Origin of the sequence: Paraburkholderia madseniana, from assembly GCF_009690905.1 — a bacterium.
GTDB classification, from domain to species: Bacteria; Pseudomonadota; Gammaproteobacteria; order Burkholderiales; family Burkholderiaceae; genus Paraburkholderia; species Paraburkholderia madseniana.
In genome coordinates, this window is the sequence record NZ_VOSW01000009.1 from 18,083 (window position 1) to 37,639 (window position 19,557).

9 protein-coding genes are annotated in these 19,557 nt (G+C 65.1%); 6 read left to right on the forward strand and 3 right to left on the reverse strand.

Annotation, left to right across the window (positions count from 1 at the left end; all coding sequences use genetic code 11):
* Nucleotides 1–299 precede the first annotated feature (299 nt).
* On the forward strand, nt 300–7,733 hold the full coding sequence (locus FSO04_RS06670) for a non-ribosomal peptide synthetase (RefSeq protein ID WP_154558932.1): 7,434 nt from the start codon (nt 300–302) through the stop codon (nt 7,731–7,733).
* Between the two features lie 229 nt (nt 7,734–7,962).
* Here the strand turns inward: FSO04_RS06670 and argH are convergent, their stop codons facing one another.
* Both argH and FSO04_RS06680 read right to left on the reverse strand, forming a co-directional pair.
* Nucleotides 7,963–9,369 carry an argininosuccinate lyase gene (gene argH, locus FSO04_RS06675; protein ID WP_154558933.1) on the reverse strand — a complete coding sequence of 469 codons (1,407 nt, stop codon included), beginning with the start codon at nt 9,367–9,369 and terminating at the stop codon, nt 7,963–7,965.
* Nucleotides 9,370–9,468: 99 nt separating this feature from the next.
* The gene (locus tag FSO04_RS06680; protein ID WP_154558934.1) at nt 9,469–10,281 is read right to left on the reverse strand and encodes a helix-turn-helix transcriptional regulator; all 813 of its coding nucleotides are present in this window, start codon (nt 10,279–10,281) and stop codon (nt 9,469–9,471) included.
* A gap of 168 nt (nt 10,282–10,449) precedes the next feature.
* Between FSO04_RS06680 and FSO04_RS06685 the strand changes: the two genes are divergently transcribed.
* Together FSO04_RS06685 and FSO04_RS06690 are read left to right on the forward strand one after the other, a co-directional pair.
* Entirely contained in the window at nt 10,450–11,202 is a 753-nt protein-coding gene (locus FSO04_RS06685) for a class I SAM-dependent methyltransferase (RefSeq protein WP_154558935.1), read from the forward strand.
* A 129-nt stretch (nt 11,203–11,331) separates the two neighbouring features.
* Complete coding sequence (locus tag FSO04_RS06690) at nt 11,332–11,661, forward strand: hypothetical protein (protein WP_154558936.1); 330 nt, start codon at nt 11,332–11,334, stop codon at nt 11,659–11,661.
* 59 nt (nt 11,662–11,720) lie between these two features.
* Here FSO04_RS06690 and ppc read toward each other — a convergent pair whose 3' ends face one another.
* Entirely contained in the window at nt 11,721–14,915 is a 3,195-nt protein-coding gene (gene ppc, locus FSO04_RS06695; protein WP_168435592.1) for a phosphoenolpyruvate carboxylase, read from the reverse strand.
* 408 nt (nt 14,916–15,323) lie between these two features.
* Here ppc and hemC point away from each other — a divergent pair, with 408 nt between their 5' ends.
* From hemC to FSO04_RS06710, 3 genes are read left to right on the forward strand one after another with little or no spacing between them, the layout of a single operon-like run.
* Nucleotides 15,324–16,328, forward strand: a complete 1,005-nt coding sequence (hemC, locus tag FSO04_RS06700) for a hydroxymethylbilane synthase (RefSeq protein ID WP_154558938.1) — start codon at nt 15,324–15,326, stop codon at nt 16,326–16,328.
* A complete protein-coding gene (gene hemDX / locus FSO04_RS06705; protein ID WP_154558939.1) occupies nt 16,328–18,349 on the forward strand; it encodes a fused uroporphyrinogen-III synthase HemD/membrane protein HemX in 2,022 nt (673 codons plus the stop codon). The genes hemC and hemDX overlap by 1 nt, the downstream gene beginning before the upstream one ends.
* A 2-nt stretch (nt 18,350–18,351) precedes the next feature.
* Nucleotides 18,352–19,542 carry a heme biosynthesis protein HemY gene (locus FSO04_RS06710; protein ID WP_154558940.1) on the forward strand — a complete coding sequence of 397 codons (1,191 nt, stop codon included), beginning with the start codon at nt 18,352–18,354 and terminating at the stop codon, nt 19,540–19,542.
* Nucleotides 19,543–19,557: the final 15 nt, after the last annotated feature.

A 19,557-nucleotide genomic window follows, 5' to 3' on the forward strand; every position in this document is an offset into this window, starting at 1 on the left:
CCATGTGATTCGACTTGCTTGCACGCCGCGCATGGCGTCCTTTCCATTGCCTTTCTGCTGCGTGCATGAGCGCATTCAGTCTGATGCGATCTGCCTGACACGAACCGTGTTTAGACAAAGTTCGCCACGCCGATTCGCATACAACAGGACTTCTAAGAGTTTTCCTATGGTGTCGACAGCCTCACGTCAATAGCGTGGGCCGGACCATCGGGCGAAGCGCCGCAGCGCGGTCATGAGCCGCGCGCGACCGGCGCTGCGCGAGCCGATCGGTCCTGTCCATCCCGACAACGAGGTATCGTTTGGAACACTCTTCCTTTGCGTTGACGCGCACGCAATCCCGCACGTTGGCGCACGCCGCCGCCGGTCCCAATCTCTGCGCCGTTTACCGGATCGACGGCCGTCCGGACGTCGAGCGTCTGTCCTCCGCCGTGGCGCAACTGGTGGCCCATTGCCGGCCGCTTGCCTACCGGCTCGTCGAAGCCGAACAGGGCATGCGCTGGGTCATCCGCCGCGATGTGCGCGCGGAACTGAACGTCATCGATCTCGACAGGCGCGACGCGCGCGAGGAAGCCGCCGTGCTGTCGTTGATCGACGGCCTATGCGCGCGTGCCTTCCGCATGGACGCCGGACTGCCGTGGGCGTTCACGCTGTTACGCGCCGGCGCGCACAGCTATCTTGTGTTCGCCTGCCATCCCGCCTTGCTCGACCGTTTTTCGCTGACGCCGTTGTTCAACGCGCTTTCCCGGGCCTATCGTGGCGAGGCGCCGGGCGCGCCGCTCGGCATCGATCAGCAAGGCCTGCTCGACGCCGAGCGCGAACTCCTTGCGAGCGACCGTTTGCAGACCGACCTCGATTTCTGGATCGGCCAGGTGGGTGAAGCCTCGTTCGAATGGCATGCGCCGCGCCGGCAGAACGCGCTCGCCGACAGCAGTTTTACGGTGCGCCTCGACGCGCAAACAGGCGCTGCATTGCGCAATGAAGAAAAAACGCTCGGCGTCGCGCCCGATCTGCTGATCAAACTGTGTGTTCACGTGCTGCTGCGCCGCATGACCGGCAGCCGCGCGGTGCTCACCGTGCATCACCAGCGCGGCCGCTGCCAGCGCGACGAGACGATCGGTTTCGACGAACGGCGGCGCTTCCTGAAAACCGACTTTGACAACACGATGACGCTTCGGCAGTTTCTACGGCACGCGGCGGCGCGCGCCGGGATGGCCGATTTTCACGCCGAACTCCCGGCTTTCGAAGTGCTGCACGACATCGAGCGGCGCGAGCCAGGTTTTGTGCGCGCGACCAATGTGGTGTGCGAGACCGACAGCCTGCCCTACGACGCGCTCACGCTCGGCACGCTGCCGGTGGCGTTGCTCGCACCGTACTCGCGCCGTTTCTCGCACGAGGACGTCGGCATCTATCTTGATGTGCGCGAGGAGATCGCGTTGCACGTGCATAGCCGCCATCCCCAGGAACTCGACGGCCTGCGTCTCGCGTTCGAGCATTTGACGGCGCTGCTCGGGCGCCTCGGCGAAAGTCTCGAGCAGAAACTCGATGCGCTCGATCTTTATACGCCGGCGTTGCGGCAGCAGTGCGCGGCGTGGTCCGATGGCGGCCCGCTCGCGGCCCCCGCGCGCGACGTGCTCGATCTGTTTGCGCAGACAGCGCTCGAGCACGCCGAGCATCCGGCGGTCAGCGGCCCGGACGCCGCTTTCACGTACGCGCAACTGGCGCTTGCCGCACAGCGTGTGGGCGCAGCCCTTGCCTCGCTCGGGCCGGACGCATCGGATGGGCGGGACGCGTTGATCGGCATTTGCGTCTCGCGCGGTGCACGCATCGTTCCGGCGATGCTCGGCGTGCTCGCCAGTGGCGCGGGCTATTTGCCCCTCGATCCGCAGATGCCAGACGAGCGCTTGCGCTACATCGTCAAGGATACGCAACTGCGAGCCGTGATTGTCGACGCCGCGACGCACGAGCGCTTGAGCGGGCTGGCCGATTGCGCGCTGTACCGGATCGAGGATCTACTGGAATGCCCGGCGGCCGGGGCGACCACTCCCCAACGTGCGTCAGCCGATCTGCAGCGCACCGCTTACGTGATCTACACCTCAGGCACGACGGGCAAACCCAAGGGTGTCGTCATCGAGCGCGGCATGCTGGCGCACCTGATCGCTTCGCTGACGGGCCGGTATCGGCGTGATGCAGGCACGCGCTGGCTACAGTTCGCGTCCGTCAATTTCGACGCCAGCGTGTTGGAGATCTTCAATCCGCTGACGCACGGCGGCCACCTGATTGTCGCGCCCGAGGCGGTGCGCACCGACGCCGATGCGTTGTCCGCCTTCCTCAGCGCCGAACGCATCACGCATGCGTTCCTGCCGCCGGCGATTCTCAAGCTGCTGCCGCGGCGCGCGCTGCCGCATCTGGACACGGTGTTATGCGGCGGCGAAGCGAGCGACGACGAAACGATCCGCTTCTGGTCCGGCGTGCTGCGCCTGTCGAACATCTACGGGCCGACCGAGACCACCGTGATGGCGACCGAAAACACCTTCGACGGCGACAAGCCGGCCAATCAACTCGGGCATCCGCTTCCCGGCTACCAGATTCATCTACTCGATGAGGAAGGCGCAGCGGTGCCGCTCGGGGGGATCGGCGAGATCTGCATCGGCGGTGCGGCCGTTTCGCGCGGCTATCTGCTGCGGCCCGAACTGACCGGGCAGAAGTTCCGGGCGAATCCGTTCGGCCCGGGCCGTCTCTACCGTTCCGGCGACCTCGGCCGTTTCCAGCCGGATGGCGCGATCGAGTTTCTCGGCCGCAGCGATTTTCAGGTGAAGATTCGCGGCTACCGGATCGAGCTCGGCGAGATCGAGGCCAGCATCGTCGAGCAGCCGGAGGTGCGCAGCGCCTATGTCGGCACGTGCGAGCGGCAGGGCGGCACGGCGCTGGTGGCCTGGTACGTGGGTGCCGCGCTTGAGCCGGCGGTGCTGCGGACGCGTCTCGCGCAACGTCTCGCGCATTACATGGTGCCGGCGTTCCTGCTGCCGATCGAAGCGCTGCCCCTGACGCTGAACGGCAAGATCGACCGCAGCAAATTGCCGGCGCCGCAAGCCGGTTCGGCTGACCCTGCAAGCCGCGCTTTCGACACCTTCGAGCTGGCGGTGCAAACGATCTGGTCGGAGGTGCTGGGCGTGCCGCTCGAGAGCGTCGGCGAACACAGCCACTTCTTCCAGTTGGGTGGCCACTCGCTACTCGCCACGCTCGTGTGCAATCGCATCAACGCGAGCTTGTCCGCGCCGGTCAAGCTGAAGACGCTGTTCGAGCATCCGCAGTTCGACGCGTTTTGCGCAAGGGCGCGGCAGAGCGCCGAGCCAGGCGCCGCGCTGCCGCCGCTCGTCGCGCAATCAGGCGCACCTATGCTCGCGCCAGTGGCAAGCCGGCTCGTGCGGATGATGCATAGCCGCGCGCTCGGCAAGCCTGACGATAACGCGTACAACATTGTGATGCGGGTGGACTTCGGCGGGGCCGCGAATCCGTTGCGATTGCACGAGGCGCTTGTTGCCGTGCTCGCGCACAACCCGATCTTCAACGCGAGCTTCGCGGAACGCGGCGGACAATTGCTGATATTGCCGGGCACCGCCAACCTGCCGACGGATTTGCGTATTCCGCTAGAAAGCTGCGATGCCGATGCTATCGACGCGCGTGCCGAAGCCCTGCGCGCGCTGCGTTTGCCGCTCGACTGTGCGCCGTTGTGGCACGCGCAACTGCTGTTGTCGCCGCAAGAGCACCGCACCACCTTGCTGTTCTGCATTCATCACGCGATTTTCGACGGCTGGTCGTTCAAGCTGTTGCTGGATGAACTGACGTCGCGCTACGAAGGTAAGCCGGTTTCCGGCGAGCGGCTTTCGTGGTTCGACTACGGCCATTGGGCGCCGCAACTGGCGTCGTCGCCGCGCTTTGCCGCCGCGCGCGACTACTGGATGCGCAAGCTCGACGCCGTGGCCTTGCGCACCGAACTGTCGTTCGACGCAGTGCAGCGCGAGCCCAACGCGAACCGCTCTTTGGCCTTGCATGTGCGGTCCGCCCAGATGCGGCGCCTGAAGCAGATTGCCGAGGCGCACGACATGACTTTGCCGCCCGTGCTGTTCGCGCTGTACCTCGTATGGCTGTGGCGCGTGAGCGGCCAGCAGCAACTGGCCTGCGCCTATCCGTATGCGGGCCGCGATGTCCCGGGCAGTGAGGGAATCTATGGGATGTTCGTCTCGATGGCGGTGCTGGTGCAGCGCATCGACACGCGGCAAGGCTTCGGCGAACTGGCGCGCGCGGTGCAACGCCAGATGCTCGAAGACCGCGATCATCTGCTCGCTACGCCTTACGACACCGATAACGGCCAGCTCGGCGCACTGAACACGATTTTCAGTTTGCAGAACGGCATTGAGCTGAACGGCCGCATCGGCGAGGCGGCGTATCACGCTGAGGAATGTCCTCCGTTGACGTCGAAAGCGGACCTGTCGGCGATTTTCTATTTGCGGCCCGATGGCGGTCTGGACGGGCGCTTCGAATACGACAGCTCGGTGCTGCACGCGGCCTCGGTCGAGCGGATGGCCGAGGTGTTCATGACGCTGTGCGACGCCGCGGCTCACCAGCCGGATGCGCCGGTCGGCGAGCTCGCCTGGCTGAGCGACGCGCACCATGCGCAATGTCTGAGCTTCGCTTGCGGCGAGCCGCTACCGGATGCACCGCAATCGATCCCTGCGCGTTTCGCCGAGGTGGCAGCGGTGCACGCGTCGCGCGTTGCCGTGCGCTGCGGCGAGCAGCAGCTCAGCTATCGCGAACTCGACGCGCTCAGCGATGCCATTGCCCGTGGCTTGTCAGCCTGCGTGCCGCCCGGCGCGCGCATCGGTTTGAGCATGCAGAAGAGCGTCCTGCTGGTGGCGACGGTGCTGGGTGTGCTCAAAGCGGGGTGCGCGTACGTGCCGCTCGACCCAGCTTATCCCGCCGAGCGCTTGCGCTATTTCGTCGAAAACTGTTCGGTCGATACGGTGCTGGCCGATGAGCCGAGCCGCTGCGCGCTGGAGGCCGCAGGTCTCGGTGAATTGCGCAAGCTTGACCCGGCGATGCTGGCAAAGGGGACGGTGGACACCGAGACGGAAACGGAGGCTCGGGCGGAGACTGACGCGCAGAAGGTGGCCGGGAAGCAGGCCGAAAAGCAGGAGGAGAAGCGGGCGGAGAAGCAGTCCGAAGAGCAGTCAGGGCACATGCACCGGCCGCACGCTGTCGCCCCCGAGGCGCTTGCTTATGTGATCCATACGTCGGGCTCGACCGGCAAGCCGAAGGGGGTGCTGGTCGAACACCACAGCGTGGTTCGAATGGTGGCCGGCGCGAGCCGCGCGCTCGGCTACGCGCCGGGCAGCGTCAGCACCCTGGCGGCGTCCACCAATTTCGACGCGAGCGTGCTCGATCTGTTCCTCGCGCTGCTGCACGGCGGCACGCTCATCGTGTTGCCGGAGGAGGCGCGCCGCGATCCGCTGCTGCTGCACAGTGTGTTGAAGTCGGAGCGCGTCACGCACGCATCGCTTGCACCGGTCGTGGTGCAGAGCTTGCCGCGCGAGCCGCTGCCCGATCTGCAACTGCTCGGCTTCGGCGGCGATACGCTGGACGAACCGAGCGCCGCCTGGTGGAGCGAACACACGCAACTGTTCAGCCTGTACGGCCCGACCGAAATCACGGTGATGGCCTCGTGCGGGCGAGTGCTGCCGGGCGGGCCGAGCCGCATCATCGGCAAGCCGTTGCCGGGTTACCGGCTCTATCTGCTGAATGCCCAGCGGCAATTGACGCCGCCCGGCACGGTCGGGGAAATCTACATCGGCGGCGAGAATCTCGCGCGGGGCTACATCAATCAGTCGGCCATGACGATGGAGCGCTTCGTGGTCGATCCGTTTCGCGATGCACCGTACGCGCTGATGTATCGCACCGGCGACCTCGGCCGCTTTCTTGCCGACGGCACGATCGAATACTTCGGCCGCAACGACGCGCAGATCAAGCTGCGCGGTTTTCGCATCGAACTCGGCGAGATCGAGAATTGCATCGCGGCCGCGCCGGGTGTCGCGCATGCTGCCTGCCGGGTGTGGGGCGAGGGCGAGGCGCGCTATCTGGCTGCGTACTACGTGGCCGCGCCGGGCGAAGGAGGCGGCGCGCTCGATGAAGACACGCTGCGCCGTCATGTGGCGCTGGCGCTGCCCGACTACATGGTGCCAGCGTGTTTTATCCGGCTGGACGCCCTGCCGGCATCGCCGAACGGCAAACACGATCGCAAGGCCCTGCCGGTGCCGTCACGCGCCGGCGGTACGCCGCCGCGCCAAGGCGTCGAGCAACGCATCGCCGAAATCTGGCAGACGCTGCTGCGCGTCTCCGGTATTGGCCGCGACGATAGTTTCTTCCGGTTCGGCGGCAATTCGATTCTGGCCGTGCGGATGCAGGCGCAATTGCGCGATGCGCTCGGCATCCAGTTTCAGATGGCGGCGTTTTACCGTTCGCCGACCATCGCGACGCTCGCGGACGGCGGTCACGAGGACATGATCGAACGCGCCATTGCCGACGCATCGCAGCCGTTCGTTGTCGAGCAGGCCGCGCCCGCTTTTTCTGACGCCGTCGAAGCAGCGCCGATTCGCACAATGCTGCTGACCGGCGCGAGTGGCTTTCTCGGCATTTACCTGCTGCACGCGTTATGCGGGAGGCTCGACAAGGTGATCTGCCTGCAACGCTGTGCGAGCGCTGCCGCAGGGCGCGCCGTCTTGCAGGACAAGGCGCGCGAGGCGGGTCTGGCAATCGACTTCAGCCGCGTCGACGTGATCCCCGCCGATCTTGCCGTGCCGCAGCTTGGGCTCGACACACCACGCTGGCGGCAACTCGCCGCGGAGGTCGACGCGATCCTGCATTGCGGCGCGTTCGTGCATCACCTGCATAGCTATGAGGCGATGAAGGGAGCGAACGTCGGCGGCACCGAGGCATTGCTGCGGCTCGCGCTGACGCAGCGGCAAAAACCGTTCTGCTTCGTCTCGACACTGTCGGTCGGCGAGATGCTGGCGGGCGCCCGGCGCATCGACGAGCGCGTGAATGACGCTCGTCCCATGCTGGACAACGGCTATCTGTTGACAAAGTGGGTGGGCGAGCAGCGGGTCGCGGAGTGTGCGCGCCGCTTCGGTTTGCCGGCGGTGATCGCGCGGCCGGGCAATATCACCGGCCACAGCCGTACCGGCTTCAGCAACTTCGCGCACAACCATTTCTGGCTGTTCAACAAGGGCTGCCTGCAGTTGGGCGCTTATCCGGAAACGGCCCAGGAAGTGGAGATGATGCCGGTCGATCTGCTGGCCGGCGCGGTGACGGCGGTGGCACTGCATCCGCGTGCCGGCTTGCGGGTGGCGAACCTGAACAATCCGCTCGTGCTCAGCCAGCGGCAGTGGTTCGCGGCGCTGGCCGGTTGCGGTTTGCGTGCCGAGCCGCAGCCGGCGGCTGACTGGCAACGGCGGCTGGCGGATCTCGACGCGTCGAATGGTCTGGCGCTGATTCGCGACTTTTATACGGGCGATCTGTCCGCCGCGCCCTTGCCGGTCGAACAGATCGGAACGTTGACGGAGCTGGCGCGGCACGGTGTGGATCTAACGGTCGACTACGGTGCGCTGATCCGGCTCTACGTCGGGTATCTGCGCGAGGCGGGTTTTCTTGACCCGTTGCCGCAGACGGTAGTGCCCTAAAGCGCTCTGGGGGGCGCAAGCGAGCGGCGGTGCAGCGCCGGTTCAGCTTGCGCACCGAACCATTGCGCGCTTTGTAATAGGCCGAAATATGACCGGATTTGCCCGCGGCCAAAACACGCCTACACTTCGATGGCCTCTTTCGAGAGGCATCGGTGGAAGTCTTTCATTTGGCCCGCTTCGCGCGGGCTTTCTTTTGTGCGCGACGCGCCCGTGCGCGCCGGGCCTTACCTTACTTCAACGCTTCCCGTGCCGCCTTGACCGCCGCGAGCACCTGCTCGGGCGCCGTGCCGCCCGGATGGTTGCGGCTCGCCACCGAACCTTCGAGCGTCAGATACGAGAACACGTCTTCGCCGATCAGATGCGCGACGTTCGGCAGTTCCTTACGCATTTCTTCCAGCGTCAGGTCGGCCAGGTCGCAGCCGCGATCGGCACACACGCGAACCGCCAGCGCCACCGCTTCGTGCGCGTCGCGGAACGGCAGGCCGCGCTTGACCAGGTAGTCGGCGAGGTCGGTTGCCGTGGAGAAACCTTGCAACGCGGCGTCGCGCATGGCTTGCGGCTTCACCGAGATGCCCGCGACCATTTCAGCGAAAATGCGCAGCGTGTCCGCGACCGTATCGACGGTGTCGAACAGCGGCTCCTTGTCTTCCTGATTGTCCTTGTTGTACGCGAGCGGCTGGCCTTTCATCAAGGTCAGCAGCGCGATCAGATGGCCGTTCACGCGGCCCGTCTTGCCACGCGCGAGTTCGGGCACGTCCGGATTCTTCTTCTGCGGCATGATCGACGAACCGGTGCAGAAACGGTCGGCCAGATCGATGAAGCCGACGCGCGGGCTCATCCACAGCACGAGTTCTTCGGAGAAGCGCGACACGTGCGTCATGATCAGTGCCGACGCTGCCGTGAATTCGATCGCGAAGTCACGATCGGACACCGCGTCCAGCGAGTTTGCGCAGATGCCGTCGAAGCCCAGCGTTTTCGCCACCGCATGACGGTCGATCGGATAGCTGGTGCCGGCCAGAGCGGCGGCGCCCAGCGGCAGGCGATTCACGCGCTTGCGGCAATCGACCATGCGTTCGGCGTCGCGCGAAAACATTTCGACGTAGGCGAGCAGGTGATGGCCGAACGTGACCGGCTGCGCGACTTGCAGGTGCGTGAAGCCCGGCATGATGGTCGACGCGTTTTTCTCCGCCATCTCGAGCAGGGCCGTGCGCAATTCCGTCAGCAGGCCGCCGACGCGGTCGATTTCGCCGCGCAGCCACAAACGGATATCCGTTGCCACCTGGTCGTTGCGCGAGCGGCCCGTGTGCAGGCGCTTGCCGGCGTCGCCGATCAGCGCGGTCAGGCGCGCTTCGATGTTCAGGTGGACGTCTTCCAGATCGAGTTGCCACTCGAACTCGCCTCGCTCGATTTCACCCTTGATCTGCGCCATGCCGCGTTGGATTGCGGCGAGGTCGTCGGCGGCGATGATCTTCTGCGCGGCCAGCATCGAGGCGTGCGCGAGCGACCCTTCAATATCGACGAGCGCCAGACGCTTGTCGAAGAAAACCGACGACGTGTAGCGTTTGACGAGCTCCGACATCGGCTCCGAGAAGCGAGCCGACCAGGCTTCGCCTTTTTTGTGCAGTTGGGACGTCATGGTGTTGGGCAGTTGAACGAGCGGTGAAGAGGCAGACGGCGTTTGCGTACGGTACAGGCGCCATCGAAACGGGCGAAAGACTGGGATTTTAACACTGGGCTATTCCCGCACCAGCACCACCAGCTTCAGATCCTCGCGATGCGCGGGCTTGAAGGTGATCTGGTCGTAGACGAGGCGGCCGTCGCGCGGATGGTTGAATTCGCGCCGGCCGCCTTCGCGGCCGCCGACGTCCTGCGAGGCCCAGAAGCGTGCGAACGCGTCGCTGGCGGCGGTGAGGGAGTCGATCAGCCCGCGGGTGGGCGCGTCGTTCAGATGGCGGATCGAGTCGGCGCGGAATTCGGCGGCGAGGCGCCGTGCGCGCGTTTCCCAGTCGACGATCAACTCGCGTGCGGCCGGTTCGGTGAAGGTGTAGCGCAGCAGATTGCGGTCGTGCGTGCCGTCCAGCCAGCCGACGAACAGATCGGCGGCGCGTTCGTTCCAGGCGAGCGCGTTCCACTGCCGGTCGAGCACGTAGGCCGGTGCGTTCACGAGTTGCACCGCTTCCAGCAGGGTGGCGGGCGCGTCGGCGGCGGCCGGATCAGGCTCGGCCGGGTCGCGCTGCGCAGCCAGTTCGAACAGATACGCCCGCTCCGCGCGCGACAGTTGCAGCGCGACCGCAATCCGCGCCAGCGCATCGGCGGAAGCGGAGACGGGACGGCCCTGTTCGATCCACGTGTACCAGGTCGGGCTCACGCCGCACAACTGCGCGACTTCCTCACGCCGCAAGCCGGGTGTCCGGCGGCGCGGACCGGGTGGCAGACCGAGCGCTTGCGGCGAGAGCCGTTCGCGATGCGCACGGATGAAATCGCCAAGTGCGCGGGCGGGCGTGGCTTCGAGCGGCGGCGGATTGTCGGCGGAGGACGGCGTGGTCATTCTGGTTGGGCGGCACTTGGCGGGGTGGTGTTATTGATACCAGAATAATTGCTTAACTTGTACTGGTACACGGCGGGCTCTATTGTAGCGGCTGGAACGACGCAGCGCCGTCCAGAAAGACCCGGGCTCAAGCCCGGCGCAACCCCACGTAAATAACCGGAGCCTCCCATGAAGCATCACGATCAGGTCGCCGACGCCTTCGGCTCGACCGCCGCCGCGTATTTGACGAGTCAGACGCATGCCACCGGCGCCGATCTGCAGACGCTGGCCGAATCGATCGCCGCGACGCCAGATGCGAAGGTGCTCGACATGGGCTGCGGAGCAGGTCACGCGAGTTTCGCGGTAGCGCCGCACGCAAAAGAAGTGGTCGCGTACGACATCGCGCCGCAAATGCTGGCGACCGTCGACGGCGCGGCCAAAGATCGCGGCCTGACCAACATCCGCACGCAACAGGGTGCGGCCGAAGCGCTGCCGTTCGAAGCCGATTCGTTCGACTGGGTCATCAGCCGGATGAGCGCGCATCACTGGCACGACGTGCCGCTTGCATTGGCCGAGGTGCGGCGCGTGTTGAAGCCGGGCGGCAAGGTGCTGTTCATCGACATCGCCGGCGCCGAGCATCCGCTGCTCGATACGCATATTCAGGCGGTGGAATTGCTGCGCGACGGCTCGCATATCCGCGACTACCGCGCGGATGAATGGATTGCATTGTTCGAAGCGGCCGGTTTCAAGGCATCGATTCGCGAGTGTTGGCGCATTGAGATTGAGTTCAGTTCGTGGGTGGCGCGCATGCGCACGCCGGAGCCGCGCGTGGCGGCGATTCGCTCGCTGTGGAGCAACTCGCCCGATGAGGTGCGTCAGTATTTCGATGTACAGGACGACGGTTCATTCAAGCTCGACGCGCTGATGATCGAGGCGCAGTAGGCTGACATGGAAGCGGAACGGCCGCCGCCGCGGCCCGGCGACGCGCACGGCTTAACGCAGCGACGGACCTAATAACGAGATGTGCGCCGTGATAACCTCCGGATCACTTATTAATTCAGAGGTGTCCGGATGCAACGTTGGTTACTTTTTGTGGCGGCCGCCGCGCTGTCTGCCGGCGCGTCGGCCCAATCGGATCGGTACTACTATCGCGAACAGGGCACCACCTTGCCGCGCGCACTGTCGTCCAGTCCGGTCACGCCGCAGTCATCCAGTTCGACGAACAGCATCACGGCGCCCGGTTCCAATGTGAATATGTCGCCTCAAGCACGCCGCGACCTTGACACACGCCTGCAGTCCGAGCTTGCCGAGCGTGAAAATCACAAGCAGGTGTGGCGCGAGCCTCCGCTCAAATTCAACATTCCAGCCTCAGAAATGCCAAAGCCGAACACGGCGAAATAATCCGTGTTCGGCTTTGGCGGAGCGGTGGCTGAATCAGCCGCCATTCAAACCGTCCTCGATCAGCCCGTATTACGCAACCCCGCCGCAATCCCGTTGATACTCAAATGAATCCCGCGCCGCACGCGCGCGTTGGTATCGCCCGCGCGGTGACGCTTGAGCAACTCGACCTGCAAGTGATTCAAAGGATCGAGATACGGAAAGCGGTTCTTGATCGAACGCGCAAGCAACGGATTTTCCGCAAGCCGTTCGCTCTTGCCGGTGATCTCCGACAACACCTTCGACGTCCGCTCCCATTCCGCGACGATGCGCTCGAACACATGCTTGCGCAGCTTCTTGTCCGACACGAGCTGTGCGTAGCGCGAGGCCACCGCGAGGTCGGTCTTTGCCAGCACCATGTCCATGTTGGAGAGCAGGTTCGCGAAGAACGGCCACGTCTTGTGCATTTTCTTGAGCAGCGCAAGACGGCGGGTGCGCTCGGCGTCGCTCGGCGCGCTGTCCAGATGCGCGGCCACCGCGCTGCCGAAACCGTACCAGCCGGTCAGCAGCAAACGGCATTGGCCCCATGAGAAGCCCCACGGAATCGCACGCAGATCTTCGATCTTGCGTTGCTTCGGGTCCTGCAATTTGCGCGAAGCCGGACGGCTGCCGATGTTCAACTCGGCGATCTCCGAGATCGGCGTCGACTCGAAGAAATACTCCTTGAAGCCCGGTGTTTCGTAGACCAGCGCGCGATACGACGCCATCGCCGCGTCGGACAATTGCTGCATCGTCTCTTCGAAGGCGGGCAATTGCGCGGGCGCAATGCCGTGCGGCAACAACGACGCTTCGAGCGTTGCGGCCACCACCGTTTCCAGGTTGCGCCGGCCGATTTCCGGATTGCCGAACTTGCTGGCGATCACTTCGCCTTGCTCGGTCAAGCGGATCTGGCCGTCGACGGTGCCCGGCGGCTGCGACAGAATCGCCTGATACGTCGGACCACCGCCGCGGCCTACCGTGCCTCCGCGTCCATGGAACAGGCGCAGGGTCACGCCGCGTTCATTGAATAGCGACACCAGCGCCAGTTCGGCGCGGTACAGCTCCCAGTTCGACGTCAGGAAGCCGCCGTCCTTGTTGCTGTCCGAATAGCCGAGCATCACTTCCTGCTCGTTACCCTGATGTTCGATCAGTGCACCCACGCCCGGCAGCGCGATCAGATCGCGCATGATATGCGGCGCGTTGCGCAAGTCGGGGATCGTCTCGAACAGCGGGATCACCATCAGCCCTGCTTGCGCGGGATCGTGCGCGTCGCCGAGGCGGCCGTGCAGCAGGCCGGTTTCCTTCTGCAGCAACATCACTTCGACCAGATCGCTGACGGTTTCCGTGTGTGAAATGATGTAGTTGCGCACCGCGCGCGCGCCGAACTTCTCGCGCGTGACGCGGGCCTCTTCGAGTACGCCGAGCTCGCTCTTCACGAGATCGGAATACTCGGCGTAGGGCAGGCGCAACGCTCGCGGCTGTGAAAGTTCGGCGAGCAGCACCTTGAGCTTGTCTTCTTCGGAGAGCGACGCGTAGTCGTCTTCGACGCCCGCGCGCTTCAGCAACTCGGCGATCACCGCTTCATGGATGTCGGAGCTCTGACGCAAGTCGATGCTCGCCAGATGGAAGCCGAATACTTCGGCGGCGCGCGCGAGCGGCGACAGGCGGGGTGCCGCGAGCGGCGCGCCATGATGCTCGGCGAGCGAATCGATCAGCACGTGCAGATCGCGCACGAATTCGGCGGAGTCGTCGTACGGCTTGGCGCGTATCGGCGCCGCGCCGCGGCCTGCGCTGCGCACCGGCACGCTGCCTTCACCGAGACGTACGCGCGCACTTGCAGCGAGTCGCGTGTACATGCCGATCAACGCACGGCGATACGGTTCGTCGGTGCGGTGCGGCGACTGGTCGGGCGAGATGGCCGCGAGCTCTTTCAACGCGTCGCTTGCGCCGGCCAGCAGGTTCGACACCGACAACTCGGCGCCCAACTTGTGCACCTGCTCCATATAGTGTTCGAAGATCACGGCCGCCTGGCGGGTGATTGCGTGTTCGAGCGTTTCGGCCGTGACGTTCGGATTGCCGTCACGATCGCCGCCGATCCAGCTACCCATCTGGAGGAACGGCGGCAGGCGCGCCTCGAGACCGTGCTCGGCGAGCGCTTCCTCGATGTCGGCGTAGAGCGCCGGAATTTCTTCGAGGAAGGTGGCGCGGTAATACGACAGCGCGTTTTCGATTTCATCGGCTACCGTCAGACGCGAATCGCGCAGCATCCGCGTTTGCCAGAGCGACGTGACGCTCGCACGCAGCATCGCTTCGTTATGCGCGCGTTCGCGGTTGGTCAGTTGCTGATCGCGTTCGGCGAGGAGGCGAGCGACGTCATGCTGCGCGTCGAGAATGCTCTTGCGCTGCACCTCGGTAGGGTGTGCGGTCAGGACCGGCACGATCAACGCGTCGTTGAAAAACTGCTGCAGGACCGGCGTCGCGGCGGCGCCCGCCTCGACGAGCCGTTCGAGTGCGTGCGACATGGTGCCCGGTTGCGAGGTCGAGCCGGCCAGCGCGTGAATCCGGTGACGGCGATTGCGGTGGCGGTCTTCAGCGATATTCGCAAGATGCGAGAAGTAGCTGAACGCACGCACCACGCTGACCGTTTGCTCCGGGCTCAGCGAACGCAGTTTCTTGTCGAGCGTTTGCGCGGCGGCGCTATCGTCCTCGCGGCGAAAACGCACGGCGGTCTGGCGGATCGTCTCCACGACGTCGAACACCGCGTCGCCTTCCTGTTCGCGCAGCACGTCGCCGAGCAGGCGCCCCAGATAGCGGATGTCCTGAAACAGCGGATGGTCCTTGTCCTCACGCGTGCGGCCGCTGCTTTTCGACGCGGGTGCAACCGTATCCGGCGAAACAGCTTGCAGCTTGGGCGCCTGAGTGGCTTCCGGCGCGGCAACGCTTGCGACGACTTTGGTCTTCGGGGACTTCGCTTTGGCCGGTTTGAGTGCCTGGGCGGCGTTCGCGGCTTGCGTCGCCTTAGCTGTCCTGACGGCCTTCACTGCCTTGTCCGCCTTGGCGGGCGTGGAGGCTTTGGCGGATTTGGAGGCTTTGGCGACGTTAGCGGCCTGGCTTGCCTTGGCAGCTTTGCCGGCGCGTTTGGCCGGTGTGGACTGGGCAGCCGTTGCGGCGTCAGCCGCTTGAGCGTTGGGCGATGCAGTGTTGCGGCGGGCAGGGCGCGCCGATCCGGAAGACGTCACGATGGGTTTCCTCAGGGAAGCCAGGGTCTGTTGAGTGATGAACTGCTACTGCGGAACTGCACTAAGAGTTGCAACGGGAACTGCGCGAAACCTGAACAAACCGGTATGCGCCGATGGCAATACGCCGGAGAGGGTGGCCGCGTGCGCATTTGCATGAAGCGCACGAGGTGTGTGACGTGCATTGCATGCACGACAGCCACGGTGCGCCGCATTGCATCATCCCGCATGCCGCGCCCCGGTGCGCGAACGACCGTGCTTGAACAGGCTGGGATGAGGCAGGCGCGCGCTGTGCGAGGCCCGTCTCCTCCATCGATACCGCGCCGGCACGGCGCTCCGCTGTGCCTTGAGACACAAGGGCGCGTGCTAACATTGATTGTTATTACATCCCGTCATTCGATCAGCAAGCTAATGAACACCGAGACGTTTTCTGCGCCACCCCACACGCTTGTGATTGCGTCGCGAGAAAGCCGCCTTGCCATGTGGCAGGCGGAGCATGTGCGATGTGCGCTGCACAAATTATATCCATCTTGTGACGTAAAAATCCTCGGAATGACGACACGTGGCGATCAGATTCTCGATCGCACTTTGTCGAAGGTTGGTGGTAAGGGCCTCTTCGTCAAGGAACTGGAAGCGGCGCTGGCCGACGGCCGCGCCGACCTGGCCGTGCACTCGCTCAAAGACGTGCCCATGACATTGCCGGCGGGCTTTGCGCTCTCCACCATCATGGAACGCGAAGATCCGCGCGACGCGCTGGTGTCCAACGAGTACGACTCGCTTGCCGCGCTGCCGGCCGGCGCCGTGGTCGGCACCTCCAGCCTGCGCCGCGAGGCCATGCTGCGCATGCGTTATCCGCACCTCGTGGTGCGGCCGTTGCGCGGCAATCTGGACACCCGTTTGTCGAAACTCGATCGCGGCGACTATGCGGCGATCATTCTGGCGGCGGCCGGTTTGAAGCGTTTGGGTCTCGGCGAGCGCATCCGTGCGCTGCTCGATCCTGAAGACAGCTTGCCAGCAGCCGGTCAGGGCGCGCTCGGCATCGAGATTCGCGCCGATCGCGCGGACCTCGCGGCATGGCTCGCACCGTTGCATCACGAACATACGGCAGCGGCCGTCGAAGCGGAGCGGATGGTCTCGCGTGCCCTCGGCGGCAGTTGCGAAGTGCCGCTCGCGGCCTATGCACACTGGCACGACGGCGCGCTGCATCTGCGCGGCATCGTCGCTACGCCCGACGGTCAGCGTGTGTTGAGTGCGCAGGCATCGGCGCCGGCGCCCACCGTCGAACGTGCTGTGGCACTCGGCAAGGAAGTGGCGGACGCGCTCGAACGGCAAGGTGCGATGGAAATCGTCCGCGCGTTGAGCACGGCCAGCGGCCCCGCCGCCGGGCCGGCGGACAGCGCGGCGACCGGCGAGTGATGGCGGCCGATATCCCGGGCAACGCATCCTCATCCGTCGGCAAGGCGGCGTTCACGGTCGTGATTACGCGACCGGCCGGTCAGTCGAACGCATTGATTGCGCAACTCGAGGCAGCGGGCATTGCCGTGCTCGACTTTCCGCTGATCGACATCGCGCCTGTCGCTGACGAGGCGCCGTTGCGCGCGGCGCTGGCCTCTCTGGAACGCTATGCACTGGTGGTGTTCGTCTCGCCCAACGCGGTCGATCACGCGTTTGCCAGGAGCGATGCGATCTGGCCGCACGCGCTGCCGATTGGCGTGGTCGGGCCGGGCAGCGTGCAGGCGCTGGCGCGCCACGGCGTCGCGGCGCCGGCGTACAACATCATCAGCCCACCGTCCGTACCCGACGACGATACGGCGCGCTTCGATTCCGAAGGCCTGTTCGCGGCGATCGATACCGCGCTTGGCGCGACGAGCCTCGAAGGCAAGCGCGTCCTGATCGTGCGCGGCGACGGCGGCCGCGAATGGCTTGCTGACCGCTTGCGCGAGGCGGGTGCCGAAGTCGAAACGGTCGCGGCCTATCGCCGCCTCGTGCCGGAACCGTCGATCGGCGGCTGGGCGCGCGTGCACGCGCTTCTGGCCGGCGCACCGCACGCCTGGCTGCTCACCAGCTCGGAAGGGGTGCGCAACCTGCATGAACTCGCGCTGGAGCATCTGACCGCCGACGAAATCACGCAACTGAAGCACGCCAATCTGGTCACGCCGCATCCCCGTATCGCGCAGACCGCGCGGGCATTGGGTTTTGATAGCATTACGGTGTCCGGTGCGGGCGATGAGCGTATTGCCCGCGCCTTGCTTGCTGCCGTCCCGACCGTTGTTCAACCGGTACCGTCCAACCCGGCTCATTCACCGGCTAAATCACGCATGACTGAAACGAACGCATCCACGAACGCTTCACCCCAGCCGGCCGCAACCACTGCGTTGCCGCCGAATCCACCCTTCACGCCCTACGAAGCGCAGCAAAAGCGCCGCAGCGCGAGCGGACCGCTGCTGTGGTTTGTTGTCGTGATCATCGCTTGTGCGGCGGGGGTGGGCGGCTATGCGCTCAATCGCAAGGTGGAGCGCACCCAGCAGCAGATCGCGCAACGCCAGCAGGCCAACGACGCGCAGACCAACGAATTGCGCGTCAAGACCGATCAGGCGCTGGCCACGGTGCATCAATCCGAAGCGCAGGTCGCGCAACTCGAAGGCAAGCTCGCGGATGCGCAGACCGCGCAGCAGGCGCTGCAACAGCAATACTCCGATCTCGCCCGCAATCGCGACGACTGGACGATGGCCGAGGTCGGTCAGATGCTGTCGGCCGCGAGCCAGCAATTGCAGCTCACCGGCAACACGCAGCTCGCGCTGTTCGCGCTGCAAAGCGCGGACACGCGTCTCGCCGCGTCGGATAGCCCACAGGCCGTGACCGTGCGCAAGGCGATCGCGCAAGACATCGACAAGCTGAAGTCTGCGCCGTCCACCGATCTGACGGGAATGGCGATCAAGCTCGACAACGCGATCGACCAGGTCGACAACCTGCCGCTCTCCGGCGAAGCACCGATTGCCCACGCCACACCGAAGGCCGCCACCTGGGCCGATACGGCGAAGGTGGCCGCGGCCACCGGCGAGCCGCGCTGGAAAGTGTGGTGGCGTGAAGTCACGACCGGCATTGGCCAGCAGCTCACCAGCCTCGTGCAGGTGCGCCGCATCGACAACGCCGACGCCATGCTCGTCACGCCCGATCAAGGCTACTTCGTACGCGAGAATCTGAAACTGCGCTTGCTGTCGGCGCGGCTTGCGCTGCTCTCGCGCAACCAGACCACGCTGAAGTCCGACCTGCAGGCGTCGCAGGCCGCGCTCACTCGCTACTTCGACAACACGTCGAAGAAAACGCAGACCGTGGTCGATCTGGTCAAGCAGGTGGATGCGGGCTCGGCCGCAGTTGAACTGCCGAATCTGAACACCAGCCTGCAGGCCGTCAATCAATACCGGAGCCGAGGTTAATCATGGCAATCCGGGGACTTCTATGGCTCGCGTTGCTGTTCGCCATCGCGGTGGTGCTGGCGGTGGTCGGACGCTTCGACATGGGGCAGGTGCTGCTGGTCTATCCGCCGTACCGCGTCGACATCTCGCTGAATCTGTTCGTGGTCGGGCTGGTGGTGCTGTTCATCCTGCTGTACGCGCTGCTGCGCATCGTGCGCAACATCTGGCGCATGCCGCAGCGCGTGGCGGCCTACCGTGCTCGCTCGCGTGTCGCGAAGGCGCACGCCGCTTTGCGTGACGCGATCGGCAATCTGTACGCCGGGCGTTTCTCGCGCGCTGAAAAAGCCGCGAAAGATTCGCTCACGAATGGCGACAACAAGGGCGCGGCCGGTTTGATCGCGGCCACCGCGGCGCATCGCATGCATGAATATGCGCGGCGCGACGAGTGGCTCGCCCAGATCGACGGGGCCGACTGGCAGGACGCCCGCCTGATGGCGACCGCCGACATGCGTGCCGATGGCCGCGACGCGGACGGTGCACTCGCCGCGCTGACTGAAATGCAGTCGCAGGGCGCACGGCGGATTCACGCGCAGCAGATCACGTTGCGCGCGCAACAGCAATTGAAGAACTGGAGCGAAGTGCTCAAGCTCGTCAAGACGCTGGAAAAACGCGAGGCGATCCATCCGGCGGTGGCGGTGCGTTTGCGTCAGCTCGCGGCGGAAAACCTGCTGCGCGACCGGCGTCATAACGCTGATGCCCTGCTGGAATTGTGGAATTCGCTGTCGGCGACTGAACGTCATTCGCCGCGTCTTGCTGATCTCGCGGCCGAATTGCTGGTGTCGCTGAATCGTCCGCAGGAAGCCCGCAAGATTGTCGAAGAGGCGCTGGCGCAGAACTGGGACGCGCGTCTGCTGCGCCGCTATCCGGACACGACCGGGGGCGACGCGTTGCCGCTGATCCAGAAGGCCGAAGGCTGGCAGAAGGATCGCCCGGAAGACGCGGACCTGATGTTCGCGTTGGGCCGCTTATGCCTGCATCAACAGTTGTGGGGCAAGGCGCAATCGTTCCTCGAACGTGCACTGAAACTGGCCGACAACGAGACGCTGAAAATTCGTTCGCATCGCGCGTTGGCGCGTTTGCATGAACAGATCGGCGATTCCGCCAAGGCGAGCGAGCATTATCGCGAGAGTGCGTTGGCGATGAATATCGTTTGATGCGTTGAGTGCTGC